The sequence below is a fragment of the Petrotoga olearia DSM 13574 genome, assembly GCF_002895525.1.
Taxonomy (GTDB): domain Bacteria; phylum Thermotogota; class Thermotogae; order Petrotogales; family Petrotogaceae; genus Petrotoga; species Petrotoga olearia.
Map to the genome: position 1 here is coordinate 181,086 of NZ_AZRL01000022.1, position 14,059 is coordinate 195,144.

Consider the following 14,059-nt stretch of genomic DNA (forward strand, 5'->3'; position numbering starts at 1 on the left):
TTTAAAAAGGGGGTCTAGAGATGGCTTGGTTGCCTATTTTAGGAGTTTTAATCGTTGTTTTAGGTTTAGCTTTGGGAAGTAAATTCAACATTAATCCTCTTATATCTGTTCTTTTAGGTGGTTTTGTTTCTGGACTATTAGGTGGATTAAGTGTAGTGCAGATTCTTGAGGTAATTGGTTCATCTTTTATTGCTAATAGAACTATGATTCTATTTTTAATTATGTTACCTGCTATCGGGATCACCGAAAGACATGGTCTTATGGAACAAATGGGGCATTTAATATCTAAATTAAGAGCAGCTACTCCTGGAAGAATAGCTTATATCTACCAACTTATACGAGAGGTTTTTGTGGCAATAGGCATAAGAATAGGAGGACATGCAGCATTCGTAAGACCTTTAATTTATCCGATGGCAAGAGGATCTATAGGAGAGGCTGAAATTAATGAGGATGATGAAGAACAAATCAAAGCCATGACAGCTGCCTCAGAAAATATAGGAAATTTCTTTGCTCAAAACGTTTTTCCTGCCTCAGCTGGACTACTGTTAATTCAAGGAGTTATGGGTGAAATGGGCTTTGAGTTAAATTTAACTAGTTTAGCAAAAGCTGCCATTCCTATGGCTATAGTTGCGGCTATCTATGGATTTATTTACTTTATGATCCTAGATAGACGATTCAAAGGGGTGAGCAAATAATGAAAGAATTCTTCTCTTCCACAAATACATTAGAAATTTTCTATATTGTAATTGGATTGATTTTACTATATTACGCATATCTAACTTGGAAAGATGAAAAACACCAACAAAAGGTGGGAACTATGATTTTTTGGATAATATTAGCTATTTTATTTATTTTTGGGAAATGGTTACCCCCCGTCATTTCTGGTATTTTGGTTGTCGTAATCGCAATTGATGCAGGTATAGGAAAGATAGGAAAAGGTACATACTTCAATACCTCAAAAGAATTTAAAGAAAAAAGAAGAAAACAACTTGGGAACAAATTATTAATTCCCATTCTAACTATTTCAGGTGTTGCGATTTTATTCGCTGTGGTTGGATGGAATCCTTTAATTGGTTTAGGATTTGGAAGTGTTATTGCATTAATATTAAATAGATTGTATATTCCAAGAGAAACATTTGATCATATATTAGACTCTGGACGATCAACTAGCGATGCAATTGGTTGGGCCCTGGTTCTTCCACCTTATTTAGGAGCATTGGGAGCCTTGTTCAATCAATCAGGAGTTGGGGAAATAATCGCTAGTTGGATAGAAATTATATTCCCAGTTCAGAATCTATTTTGGGCACTTTTTGCTTATGCATTTGGAATGGCTCTATTTACGATAATTATGGGAAACGCTTTTGCTGCATTTGCAGTTATCACTGCTGGAATAGGGATACCAATTGTAATCCAAATCCACGGGGCAGATCCAGCAACAATAGCTGTTCTGGCTATGTCTGCAGGTTATTGCGGAACTTTAATGACACCTATGGCAGCTAATTTTAATATCGTTCCTGCGGCTCTTTTGGAAATGAAAGATAAGTATCGAGTTATTAAAATACAAATATCCATAGCTTTAGCATTGTGGGTAACTCATTTATTAGTAATGTATGTCATGGCTTTCTAAATAAACTTATCCATTCATTCCACAAACAGGAAATAAAAAACTTAAAGGGAAGCTAAAGCAGATTGTATGTAACTTAGAATGATGGGGGTATTTTAAAAATTTTTGGATTCTAGAAGCATTGTTAAAAGTAGGTTTCAAAGTTTCCAGAGACAGTTGAAAAACTTATAAAAAGGGGGTCTAAAACTTTCTCAAGAAAGTTATTAAATAATGAATATTAAAAACAAAGTAGTGGAATTATGCAAAAAAATATCACAAGAGGGATTAGTGAAAGGAACCTGGGGAAATGTTTCATTAAAAGACGAAAACAAAATCTATATAACTCCATCAGGGTACCCATATGAAAAAATGGTCGATGAAGATGTTACAATAATAGATTTTGAGGGTAGAGTTCTTGAAGGATTCAGAGTACCTTCTTCGGAGTACAAACTTCATATAGCTATTTACAAAAACAGAAGCGACGTGAATTGCGTTTTACATACGCATCCTATATATTCATCCATAGTATCGATTGTTAAGGAGTTTATTCCACCCTTAATCGAAGATGGTATAATGATCTGTGGTGAAAAAATTAATGTAGCAAGATATGGAGAACCAGGGTCATGGGAGTTAGCTCACAATGCAGTAAAAGCTCTAGGAACAAATAACGCAGTAATATTAAAAAATCATGGTTTAGTCACTGTGGGAGCAAACGAGACAGAAGCATTGACAGCTTCAATAGTTGCTGAAAAAACAGCTCAAATTTATATTGAAGCCCTAAAAATTGGTAATATTTCTATCCTGCCAGAAGAAGAAGCTATAAAATTGAGGAATAAGTATCTCTCTTCGTATAGACAAAAAGGCTGATTTTATTTTTGCCCTTAAAACAATGGTTTGAGGAAAATCTCTGAGTTTCTTAAGACATTAAAATTTTTACAAATTTCGGACATTTAGAACTCAATTTTTTACACTCAAATTATTATTTTTAAATTAGAAACAAACGTTGTGGATTCGCCTTTTAAAAAAGGAGGATGCTTAAAATGAAATATCTTAATTTTGGAATAGGCGATAAAATACCAGAGTTTTCACTCAAAGATTCTGAAGGTCATCAGATTAATAGCAGGGATTTTATCGGAAAATGGCTTGTACTCTATTTCTATCCACGGGATAACACTCCTGGTTGTACTAAAGAAGCAGTTGATTTTTCAAACTACTTAGAGGATTTCAAAAAATACAATTGCCAAATAGTGGGAGTGAGTGCCGATACTGTAGAAAAACATTCAAACTTTAAAGAAAAACATAATTTAAAAGTGATTTTACTAAGTGACCCCGAACATTCCGTTCTTGAAAAATTCGGCGTCTGGCAACTTAAGAAGAATTACGGTAAAGAAAATTGGGGAGTTGTTAGATCAACAATTCTGATAGATCCAAATGGAACAATTAAAAAAGTATGGGAAAATGTAAAAGTAAAAGATCATGTTTTAGATGTACTGGAAAGCTTAAAAAACCTATCAAATAAAAGGGAGTAAACTCCCTTTTATTTATAACAGTCTATATTTTATTAAATTATTTCATTGCCTACTACCAAGTTGACTATTGAATATGAACAAAGCTGTTTTGTTTTCACCAATCATTTTCAAGGTATCTACAATCTTCTTTGTATTAGCTTCTTCTTCTATTTGTTCGTTTACAAACCATTGTAGAAAACTTTGAGTTGCATGATCGTTTAATTCTATGGCTAAATCAACCAACTTGTCGATAGATTGTGTAACTGAAAGTTCATGTTCATATGCATCATTAAAAGCTTCTAAGGGGCTTCCCCATCCTTTCTTCGGCTTTTCGATACTACCTAATTCTACTACACCATCTTTGTCGTAAATATAGTCATACAACTTATGGGCATGAGTAAGCTCTTCTTTTGCTTGTACTTTCATCCAATTAGCAAATCCTTCTAAATTGATTGAATCAAAATATGCTGCCATCGAATAATAGAGGTACGCGGAAAAAATTTCTTTGTTTATTTGTTCGTTAAGGGCATTCAACATCTTATCTTCTAATTTCATATACTTATTCCTCCTCGTGATTTTAAGTATGCTTTCTTTAGAAACTCTAAAACTTTCTTCAAAACATACAATTATCCTTATAATCCTTTTACAATAAAAATCATATTTTTAAAGTTTAGTCATTCCAAAATTTTCTATATTTAGTTAATTATAACTTATAATTTTTTCATTTATCAAAACATTGTATTAAATAAGCAATAAAATTCTTTTTTATCAGTTTAGTTTACTATTTTCTTTTGATATGGTATAATTTTGAAGAAAACGCTTCCACGAAGGGGGAATCCATGTGAAAAAATTGGACTTATCTAAAGTTCATTGGTTTAACAAATTCGGTAACAAGATAGGAATTATGTTGATTCTTTTCGCTCTGGTCCCAAGTGTATTTTTTGTAATATACATTACCAATGCTATTCAAAAAAGTTCTGAACAAAACGAGGCACAAGTATCTGCCTTGATTGAGTCTTTAAATCAGGATTATTTAGATCAAATTAATAAATATAACTCTTTAATTCAAGAACAACTAAACCAATACAACGATTATTTAACCAATCAAATAGAAATCATTGAGGCACAATTTTCCGAACAGTTAGAAAAAAATTATACAGATTCTTTTGATAATTCTTTAGAAACCTTAAGTCACGTTTTCATTAATTTTATAGATACTGAAAAAAATTCACTTGAGAAATCAGGAAAAATGATAGCTGCTATTCCAGGTATTCAAGAGAAAACCGCTTCAAAATCTATTTCTTTGATTGAAAGATACAGTTTACTTGAACCTTACGTAACATCCCAACAATACAACGGGATGCAACTTTGGATTATGAACACTCCTGATACGCGTGGAAGTGGTTTGGAAATTACCTCAAGAAATACGTCGTATAAAGTACAAAAAAAGGCTGAAACCTATTTAAAAGGATATGAATATACAAAAGATTTGAATATCGAAGACTTTTTAAATAACCAATTTAAAACAATCCTAGACATTGGTTATATGACTCCGGTTATAGAAACTAAGTCATTCAATTCTACACCTTATTTTATCGGAATTTTTCCAGTAGTCGATCCTATCGCTACAAACACGGTAAATGGGTTTCTAGTGGTCTTAGAAGAATTTGACAATCAAAAATTGTTGGAAATATCGAAACTTCTAGACGCATACATAACTTTATTCAATAAAGATTTCAACGTTCTTTATTCAAATTTACCAGAAGAGGAAGTTTCTTTAAATGAAAGTAAATTAAATGAACAATTTATCAGTGAAGAAATAATCAATAAACCTTTGAGAAGTTTTTATTTCCAAACAGATGAATTCGATGGCATATACCTTCAAATTGCAAAAGAATTCCAAACATTAGAGACATCAATCAATATTCCTTTACAAACATCTTTTGAACTACCTTCATTAACCCCGAAACAAGTAAATTTTGAATTAGATCTAGGCTTGGATAAAATTATAAGAAACGTTTTATTTATACTGTTAATTCTAATCGTTATCATTATTGTTGTCTCCTATTTGTTTAGAAAACAATTCGGAGACAGAATTGAACGATTAACAAATGCTGTTGAAAAGCTTTCAGAAGGAGACCTAACGGTAAACTTTGAAAGCAAAAGCAAAGACGAGATAGGGCAGATGGCTAACGCTCTATCAGAAATGAGTAAAGAACTAAGAAGATCTATGGGCTCAATAATGCAAGCATCAAACAAAGTAGAAAACGCATCAGAAAGTCTAACGCAATCATCACAAGAAAGTAGAAAGAGCTCAGAAGAACTCAAAAACCAAATGGACAAGATACAAACAAACGCTGAAGAAACGGCAGGGAACGTAGAAGAAGTAACCTCAGGGGTAGACGAAGTAGCAAGGGCGGCACAAGGAGTATCCCAAGACGCACAAAGGCTAAGTGAAGAAGCAGATGAAACAAGTAAAGCTGCAGAAGAAGGAAGCAAAACGATAGAAAGTATAAGTCAAGCGGTGAAAGAAGCGGTAGAAAGGACAAAAGAAAGTCAAAAAGAAGTAGAAACACTCGCAAGCAATGCCAAGAACGTACAAAGTATAGTAGAAACGATAAACTCGATAACGGAACAAACGAACCTTTTGGCACTAAACGCAGCGATAGAAGCAGCAAGGGCAGGAGAAGCTGGAAGAGGATTTGCAGTAGTAGCGGATGAAATAAGGAAATTAGCGGAAGAATCAAGGAATGCAACGGATGAAATATCCCAGATACTAACCAACATAACGCAAGGAACGAACAAAGTAAACGAATCTACGAACAAGGTAGTAGGAACGATAGGAGAAATAAACGAAAAGATGGTAAATGTACAACAAAGTTTCAACAGGATAAAAGAAAGGATAGAAAGGATGAACCAAGGGATAGAAAACATGACGGCAAGTGCAGAAGAACAAAGTGCAAGTGCGCAAGAGATGAGCACAGCGATGGACAGGGTAGCGAAAGCGGTAACAGAAATAAGTGAACAATTAGAAAGATCAAGAAGTGTAATAGACGAACAAGTAAACCAAGCTGTAGGAATAAACGAAGAAGCAAAAGAGTTGAGTGAATTAGCCACAGAGTTAAAAGGGTTGGTTGAAAGTTTTAAGATATAAAAAAGTTTTCAAAACAAGGCAGACCAAACAGTCTGCCTTTTATAATTGACAAATGAACTTTACCTTAAAAAACAATTGATATTTTTATGATATAATTTAATTAATACAGAAATACAAGGGGGTGTATATAATGAAGAAAAAATTGTTTGTCTTTATTGTCACATCTTTATTTATTAACTTGTTTGCTGTTCAAATAACTATAGCGGTCGAATCAATTGAAGATCAAATCCAATTACTAAACTCCCAAATAGAGAATTTTGAAAAACAAAATCCAGATATTGACGTTGAAATTTATTTGATTCCTAGCTACCCAGGTTCAACTTACAAATTTTACGGGACATTTGTAGTCACCAACGCAAAAGAACCTACGATCTTATCTCTCGATATGGAATGGATAAATGAATTTTCTCCATTTCTTGTAAGCTTAAATCAAGATGCCGAATATTTTGACGTAAACAATCTTGTTCCACAAACCATAGAAATGGTAACAATTAACAGCGAAATAAAAGCAATTCCTTATTACGTTGAAACTGGTGTTTTGTATTATCGAAAAGATTTATTAGAAAAATATGGATACGAAGTACCGAAAACTTGGGATGAATTGATTACAATCGCAAAGGATATTTCTCAAAAAGAGGGAATAGAAGGTTTGGTTTGGCCGGGTGCTAGATACGAGGAACTCACAACTTTTTTCCTTGAAATTTTATATTCTAATGGAGGCAAGATATTCGAAGGTGATAACTTTGTTCTAGAACAGCAAGAAAATAAGGAAAAGGCTTTAGAAAGCTTAAAAATCTTAAATAACATTATATCTGAAGAAATTAGTCCAAAAGGCATAACAACGTACAGAGAAGAAGAATGCAGAAATATATTCCAAAGTGGCGAGGCTGTTTTCATGAGGAATTTGAGTTATGCTTGGCATTTATTAAATAGCGAAGGTTCTGCTGTTAATGGAAAGGTGGGGATTGCCCCTATTCCAAAAACTGAATTTACTAATCAACATGTATTTGTGCTTGAAGGAAAAGCTTTGGCAATTAACCCTAATGCTTCTGATGAAGAAAGAGAAGCTGCAAAAAAATTTATAAAATATTTGATTTCCAAAGAAAATCAAATACAAAGATTGACACAATTAAACTTTTTACCAACTGATTTAGAAGTCTTTAACGAACCAACTATTTCAGAAGTAGACCCTAATTTATTGAATTTTAAATATTCCTTAGAAAATTTAGTGTTGAAACCAAAATCACCCATATACACAGAAATTTCGTTCCCTATACAAAATAATGTTTACGATGTCTTAACAGGAAGAATTAACGTTGAAAGGGCTTTAAACAACATTATATCTGAAATAAAATTTTTACTACGTTAAAGGATTAAATAAGTTATAAAAATTAATTCCGGAGGTGTAATATTAGTGACTAGTGTTGATAGGCAACAAATTATAAAAGATTTAGTAGTTAAGACAGATTCTAAAATCGTATTACTCGTCATGGATGGATTAGGAGATCTACCAAAAGACGGTAAAACACCACTTCAAGCTGCATACAAACCCAACATGGATGCATTAGCCAAAGAAAGTGATTTGGGACAAAGTGTACCTGTTTCACAGGGAATCACTCCGGGTAGCGGGCCTGGACATCTTTCACTTTTCGGCTATGACTCCTTAAAGTATGATATAGGAAGAGGTATATTAGAAGCTCTCGGATTAGGAATAAGAGTAGATAAAAAGGACGTTGTCGCAAGAGGAAATTTTGCTACAATAAAAGATGGAATAATAATTGATAGAAGGGCAGGGAGACCTTCTAGTGAAGAATCAAAGAAAATCGTAGAAATCCTCTCCCAAAATATTAAAAAAATAGAAGATGTTGATATTACTTTCTATCCTGGAAAAGAGCATAGATTTGTCGTCAAATTTACAGGTGAAGGCTTATTTGATGAGGTAACCGATGCTGATCCACAAAGAGAAGGTCAGCCAATGGAATGGGCCAAGGCAACGAATCCTGATTCTGAAAAAATGGCTAATATAGTCAACAAATTGATAAGAGAGATAGGGGAAGTGTTGAAGGATCAACCAAAAATGAATTTTGCACTATTACGAGGGTTTTCCAAACATCCTCTACTGCCATCTTTTGAAGAAAATTATAAACTAAAGGCCGCTGCTATAGCTACCTACCCTATGTATAAAGGGCTTGCAAAATTAGTTGGAATGGACGTTTTAGAAGCTGGTCAAACAACAGAAGATGAGGTCGAAACATTGAAAAAAGTATGGAATGAATATGATTTCTTCTACTTTCATGTGAAAAAAACTGACTCTTATGGTGAAGACGGTAATTTTGAGGAAAAAGTGACGGTAATAGAGGATACCGATAAAGCCGTAAAAGAAATTTTAAGCCTCAATCCAGATGTTTTAATTATAACCGGAGATCATTCCACTCCTGCTTTACTAAAAGCACACAGTTGGCATCCTGTCCCAGTCTTGCTTTATTCAAAATATGTAAGAAAAGGACTGTCTGTATCTTTTGATGAATATGAATGCGCAAAGGGGACCCTTGGAACGATATCAGCATTAGATATTATGCCGTTAGCTTTGGCAAATGCTTTAAAACTAGAAAAGTACGGAGCTTAATCAAAGCGGGCCATATGGCCCGCTTTTTATATTGTATTTGAAGTATCAAAAACAAAGGGTTTATAACCTTTCAAAGAATAATCTTGAGAAAAAACCTTTATCTTTAGATCGTGTGTTGATTCCAAAATTATTTTATCTTGAAAGATGCTAATTGTTATCCTTGCTCCTTTCCAGTAAATTTTGAAAGATAAATTTTCCCATTTTTCTGGTATCCAAGGATTGAGGTTCAAAACTCCATTCTCATCTACACTTAATCCCCCAAAACCATAGACAACACTTTGCCATGAACCTCCTGCAGATGCAGCATGTAAACCAAACTCCGCATTCCCTTGATTATCTTCCAAATCAGTCATTACTGTTTTCATAAAATATTCATAGGCATTGTGAGTATCTCCTACTTTCAAGCCCATTATTGAATACATAGATGGACTCAACGAAGATTTATGCATAGTTCTTTTCTCATAATAATCATAATTCAATTTCTTTGTATTACAATCAAATTCATCTTCAAACAACAATAAAAGCATTATCACATCAGCTTGTTTCACAAGTTGTGTCTTATCTAATTTGTTTATCTCTATACCTTTAGGCCACAACGGCATTTTGTTTTTGTCCCATTCATTGATTACATAATCTTTCAATTCGAAATAACCTTCAAATTGTTCTATAAGTTCTGTGTTACCAAATTTTGGGATAAATATTTTTTCCGAAATTTCTTTCCAATTAGTGAAATCTTGTTCTGATAAGCCCAAATTATTACAAAGCCTGTCATATTTTATGAAATCTTTTTGTTTAAGTAAATTAGAGATCTCATGAGCTTTTTGCAAATTCCACCTAACTAAATAATTGGTATAGGCATTGTTGTTTACATGCTCATGAAACTCATCAGGACCTATAACATTATTAATTTCATATCTATCTTTTTGTTCATTATATTCTAATCTAGATTCCCAAAATTTTGCAGTTTCAAAAAATATTTCAGCTCCATAATCAAACATAAAGTCCTCATCGTTAGTAGCTCGAAAATATTCCCAATAAGCAAAAGGAACGTCTGCAGAAATATGGATTTCTTCATCGCCCGTCCATATTCTTACAGGATTACCCAGATAGTCTTTTCCCCACTTAGGGGTAGTTTCTAAACCAGTATCTGTCGACTCCCATGGGAATTGAGCACCTTTGTATCCATTCAAAAGGGCATTTTCCCTAGCTCCATTTAACGTATTATATCTATATAGTAGAAGCGATTTTGCCGTTTCCGATTGAGTATATACAAAAAAAGGTACCATGAATATTTCTGTGTCCCAAAATATATGTCCTTTATATCCTTCTCCGTGTAATCCTTTAGCAGCGATACTAATATTAGTATCATTTTTATTGGCACATGAGGTTAACTGAAAAACGTTGAATCTAATGCCTAACTGGGCCTTTTTATCACCTTTTATTTCTATATCAATATCTTCCCAAATCTTTTCCCATTCTTCAAAATGTTTTTTCAATTCTTTTTCATAACCTTTAAACGCAAATTCTACTAAAGCTTCTTCTGAAACTTTTTCAATATCGCTTATTTTATCTCTCGTTGTATAAGTTACCCCGTACTTATAAATAGTATAAGTTTCATCTTTCTCTAGAAAAATTTCATAAAGTTCTTTTGCTTTATCACCTAAAATTTTAAAAGAACGATTTCGTAAAAGGTTATTGTTATTTCTGTAGCAACGCAACGTTGTTGCTTCTATTACATCAATTGCTTTATCCTTTGTAGAAGATTTTAAAAATATTCCGGGCTTCAAATCTTTCATTTCTAGAACATTATAATGTTTTACTTCTTTATAAGGATCATACATAGAATTTGTAATTGAACCATCTATTGTGTTTTCGACAATAAGTTTTCCTGAAAAATTCTTCGGTATTATTTCATATTTAGCTGCCCATCTGTGGACATTATTCTTACTAACAAATCTTTCGGCATTGATCATTAATATTTTCCTTGAACCTAATTCAATTTCTATATTTGTTTTTAAAACTGCTTTCCTCATATCCAGAAATCTTTTGAAACTTCTAATTTTGTGATTATCTAAATTAATTGCCTCTCCATCGATATAAAATTTTATTGTTAGAGGGTCCGGATTATTCACGATCTCCTGGACTTCTGCTTCTGATTTGTCATATATGCCAGCAATAAAGTTACCCTTCCAACCTTCACTGGAAAATTCATTGAACCCTCTAAACCCACGATAACCATTCGCTAATGTGAAAATAGTCTCGTATTTTTTGTTTTCTTCTTGATTATATCCATCTTGCTCTATTTGCCAAAGGCTCAAAATTTACTCCCTCCTACAAGAAACATTTTTTAAATACCTTCAATTAAAGTTAAATCAACGTTTTCAAAATTCTTAATTACTTTATCCGCACCCTTCAATACTTTTTTTTCTCCCACACCAATAACTTTCATTCCAGCTTTTTTTGCAGCTTGAACACCTGCAACAGCGTCTTCCAAAACGAGACATTCTTCGGGCTTTACATTTAAATAATCAGAAGCTTTTAAAAAGATTTCAGGATTAGGTTTTGCCTTATCTATCATTGTTCCATCTATAACCGCATCGAAGGTGTCTTCTAAATTTAATTTTTTTAAAATTAATTTTGTGTTTTTGCTAGCTGATGCGATTGCAACCTTAATCCCCTTTCTTTTCAAATTTTTTATAAATTCTTCTACACCAGGAAGTAATTCACTTTTGTCCATGTTACTTATGCACTCAACGTACCAATTATTTTTCTTTTGTGCCAACTCTTCTTTTTCTTCTTGACTAAGATTTACATTTCCCAAATCTAATATAATCTCCAAACTTTTCATCCTACTAACACCTTTTAACCTTTCGTTATCTTTTTCATTAAAAGGTATATTCAACTCGTCTGCAAGTCTCTTCCATGCCATATAATGATATTTCGCAGTATCGACTATCACTCCATCTAAATCGAAAATGCAGGCTTTTATCAAGAATTAATCCTCCTTTTCATTTCCAAAATCTCATACCTTCATCATTAAGTTTTTGATCGTTTAACCTTTAACCGCAGCAGCTCTGCCTGTTTCAACAAACTGTTTTTGAAATGAAAGAAAAATAATTATCATTGGAATTGTCATTATAATAGTTGCCGCCATCATATACTGCCAGAACGTATAATAAGATGTCTTAAAGAAGTTTAATCCCAACGTTAAGGTGTACATCTCTTTACGAGAAGTAATTATTAAAGGCCATTGAAAGTCGTTCCAAGCACCTAAAAAAGTGTATATTGCCAACGCACCAATAGCAGGTCTCGCATTGGGTAATACTATTCGGAAAAAAGTCCCTCCTATCCCAGCACCATCTATTCTTGCAGCTTCTTCCATTTCCTTTGGAAAATTCATGAAGAACTGTCTCATCAAAAAAAGGCCAAAAATATTTGCCAATTTTGGAAATACCATCCCATAATACGTATTAACTAAATCCCAATTTACCATCAGTGTGTATTGGGGGATCATGGTAACTTGAGCTGGAACCATCATGGTTCCTAAAAAAAGAGCAAACCACACTTCTTTTAAGGGAAATCTTAGCCTCGCAAAAGCATAACCACCCAGGGTACCTATTAAAATGTTCCCTAAGGTGATAAACCCTGCATATAAAACTGTATTTAAAAACCATCTCGAATACAACGGAACTACTTCAAAAACCTTCGCATAGTTTTCAAATGTCAAAGGAGCACCAAAAGCCTTAGGTGGCCATTCAAAAACTCTTATCTTGGGTGGCCAACTCATTACATCGGTACCTTTAGTAATACCGTTTTCGTCAACATAATTCATAGGTACAAACGATACGAGTGCTGCCCATAAAAAGGGAAAAAGAGAAATTAAAGTGTAAACAATTAAAACAATATAGGAAATTATCCTAGCAATCTTCCATTTTTTCTCTACCATTAATTTCACCTCAATATTCTTCAGGGATATATCTTCGCTGCAAAAAAGTAATAAACATAATGATTCCGAAAAGTATTAACGCAAGCGATGATGCATACCCCATATTTCCATATTCAAAGGCATTTTTATATATGTAAAATGAAATCGTGATATTTCTCATATTTTCGATTAAAAAATAAATCTGATCAAATACTTGCATACAGCCGATAGTTCCCATCACTATAACAAACAAGATCTGTGGCCTTAAAAGAGGAAGAGTTATCCTCCAAAATTTCTGCCTCCCAGTAGCACCATCTATCTCTGCAGCTTCATATAATGAATTTGGAATGTCTTGTAATCCTGCTAAAAAGGTAATCATAAAATATCCTGCGGTAGACCATATGTTCATGAGCATTATTGAAAATAACGCCGTGTTTGGGTTATTAAGCCAATCTATCGGTTGATATCCAAAATTACCGAAAAGTACTACCAGAATTCGATTTAAAATTCCTGGCTTAGAATAAATCAACCAAAAGATCATAGAAATAGCTGCAGACGATGTTATTGCTGGAAGGAAAAATACAACCTTGTAAAATTTAACACCTTTAACTTTTGAATTTGCTGCAACTCCTAACAAAACAGCTAAAAAAGTTTGTATAGGGACAACGATCAATGTATACAGTAAGGTGTTGAAAAGGGAAATTCTAACGTAATCATCATTAAACATTCTTCGAAAATTTTCTAATCCGACGATTTGGGGCCTATACTTTTTGAATAGATCTTTTTCTTCTTTCATATAAGTTGTCATAAATTCAGAATTTGTCATAATTGTATTTAATTTACCTTCGATAAAATTCTCCAAAAGTTTCTCAGTATCAAAATATTCAATTACCGCATCTTTTTGTTCCTCAGTCAAATTTATTCCAACATCATATTGAATAAAAGATAGCAAATCAAACCATTCTTCTATTTCCTCAACTGATTTCACATCTGTCTGGAACATCCCGATGTGAAGCTCAATAGTTTCCTGTGAGTTAAGAGGTACTTTAAATTTCTGTGTTTCTAAAGGATTAAAGTTGGTAAAGCTATAATAAAATATCATAATAATTGGGTATATAACAAATAATAAAACTATAATTATAACAGGGGAAGCAAACACATACCCAGATATTGCTTCTCTTGTTTTAGGTTTCATAAAATCACCTCTTTTCTTAAAAAATGATGAGGGGTAACCCCTCATCAT

General features: G+C 33.1%; 12 protein-coding genes. 7 read left to right on the top strand and 5 right to left on the bottom strand.

The features are described 5' to 3' along the window. Nucleotides 1-20: 20 nt before the first annotated feature. The 4 genes from X929_RS08825 (at nucleotide 21) to bcp (ending at nucleotide 3,132) form a co-directional block, all read left to right on the top strand. On the top strand, nucleotides 21-695 hold the full coding sequence (locus tag X929_RS08825) for a 5-oxoproline transporter, DUF969 family subunit (protein WP_103067658.1): 675 nt from the start codon (nucleotides 21-23) through the stop codon (nucleotides 693-695). After that, on the top strand, nucleotides 695-1,627 hold the full coding sequence (locus X929_RS08830; protein ID WP_103067659.1) for a DUF979 domain-containing protein: 933 nt from the start codon (nucleotides 695-697) through the stop codon (nucleotides 1,625-1,627). The genes X929_RS08825 and X929_RS08830 overlap by 1 nt, the downstream gene beginning before the upstream one ends. 207 nt (nucleotides 1,628-1,834) lie before the next feature. Next, a complete protein-coding gene (locus tag X929_RS08835) occupies nucleotides 1,835-2,470 on the top strand; it encodes a class II aldolase/adducin family protein (protein ID WP_199171184.1) in 636 nt (211 codons plus the stop codon). Between the two features lie 173 nt (nucleotides 2,471-2,643). Continuing rightward, complete coding sequence (gene bcp, locus X929_RS08840) at nucleotides 2,644-3,132, top strand: thioredoxin-dependent thiol peroxidase (RefSeq protein WP_103067660.1); 489 nt, start codon at nucleotides 2,644-2,646, stop codon at nucleotides 3,130-3,132. 42 nt (nucleotides 3,133-3,174) lie between these two features. Here the strand turns inward: bcp and X929_RS08845 are convergent, their stop codons facing one another. Further along, complete coding sequence (locus X929_RS08845; RefSeq protein ID WP_103065341.1) at nucleotides 3,175-3,666, bottom strand: ferritin; 492 nt, start codon at nucleotides 3,664-3,666, stop codon at nucleotides 3,175-3,177. A gap of 286 nt (nucleotides 3,667-3,952) precedes the next feature. On the opposite strand from X929_RS08845, the gene X929_RS09855 reads away from it, so the two are divergent. From X929_RS09855 to X929_RS08860, 3 genes are all read left to right on the top strand, one after another. Further along, nucleotides 3,953-6,265 (top strand): methyl-accepting chemotaxis protein, encoded by a 2,313-nt coding sequence (locus X929_RS09855; protein WP_245858698.1) that lies wholly within the window; start codon nucleotides 3,953-3,955, stop codon nucleotides 6,263-6,265. 130 nt (nucleotides 6,266-6,395) lie between these two features. Continuing rightward, the gene (locus tag X929_RS08855) at nucleotides 6,396-7,634 is read left to right on the top strand and encodes an ABC transporter substrate-binding protein (RefSeq protein WP_103067661.1); all 1,239 of its coding nucleotides are present in this window, start codon (nucleotides 6,396-6,398) and stop codon (nucleotides 7,632-7,634) included. A 45-nt stretch (nucleotides 7,635-7,679) separates the two neighbouring features. Continuing rightward, a complete protein-coding gene (locus tag X929_RS08860) occupies nucleotides 7,680-8,891 on the top strand; it encodes a 2,3-bisphosphoglycerate-independent phosphoglycerate mutase (protein ID WP_103067662.1) in 1,212 nt (403 codons plus the stop codon). Between the two features lie 26 nt (nucleotides 8,892-8,917). Here X929_RS08860 and X929_RS08865 read toward each other — a convergent pair whose 3' ends face one another. The 4 genes from X929_RS08865 to X929_RS08880 are packed head-to-tail and all read right to left on the bottom strand — an operon-like array spanning nucleotide 8,918 to nucleotide 14,011. Next, nucleotides 8,918-11,209, bottom strand: a complete 2,292-nt coding sequence (locus X929_RS08865) for a glycoside hydrolase family 65 protein (RefSeq protein ID WP_103067663.1) — start codon at nucleotides 11,207-11,209, stop codon at nucleotides 8,918-8,920. Between the two features lie 29 nt (nucleotides 11,210-11,238). Next, nucleotides 11,239-11,883: a beta-phosphoglucomutase gene (pgmB, locus tag X929_RS08870; protein WP_103067664.1), complete on the bottom strand. Its 645-nt coding sequence runs from the start codon at nucleotides 11,881-11,883 to the stop codon at nucleotides 11,239-11,241. A 60-nt stretch (nucleotides 11,884-11,943) separates the two neighbouring features. Continuing rightward, the gene (locus X929_RS08875) at nucleotides 11,944-12,837 is read right to left on the bottom strand and encodes a carbohydrate ABC transporter permease (RefSeq protein WP_103067665.1); all 894 of its coding nucleotides are present in this window, start codon (nucleotides 12,835-12,837) and stop codon (nucleotides 11,944-11,946) included. 10 nt (nucleotides 12,838-12,847) lie between these two features. Continuing rightward, nucleotides 12,848-14,011, bottom strand: a complete 1,164-nt coding sequence (locus tag X929_RS08880; protein ID WP_245858699.1) for a carbohydrate ABC transporter permease — start codon at nucleotides 14,009-14,011, stop codon at nucleotides 12,848-12,850. Nucleotides 14,012-14,059 lie beyond the last annotated feature (48 nt).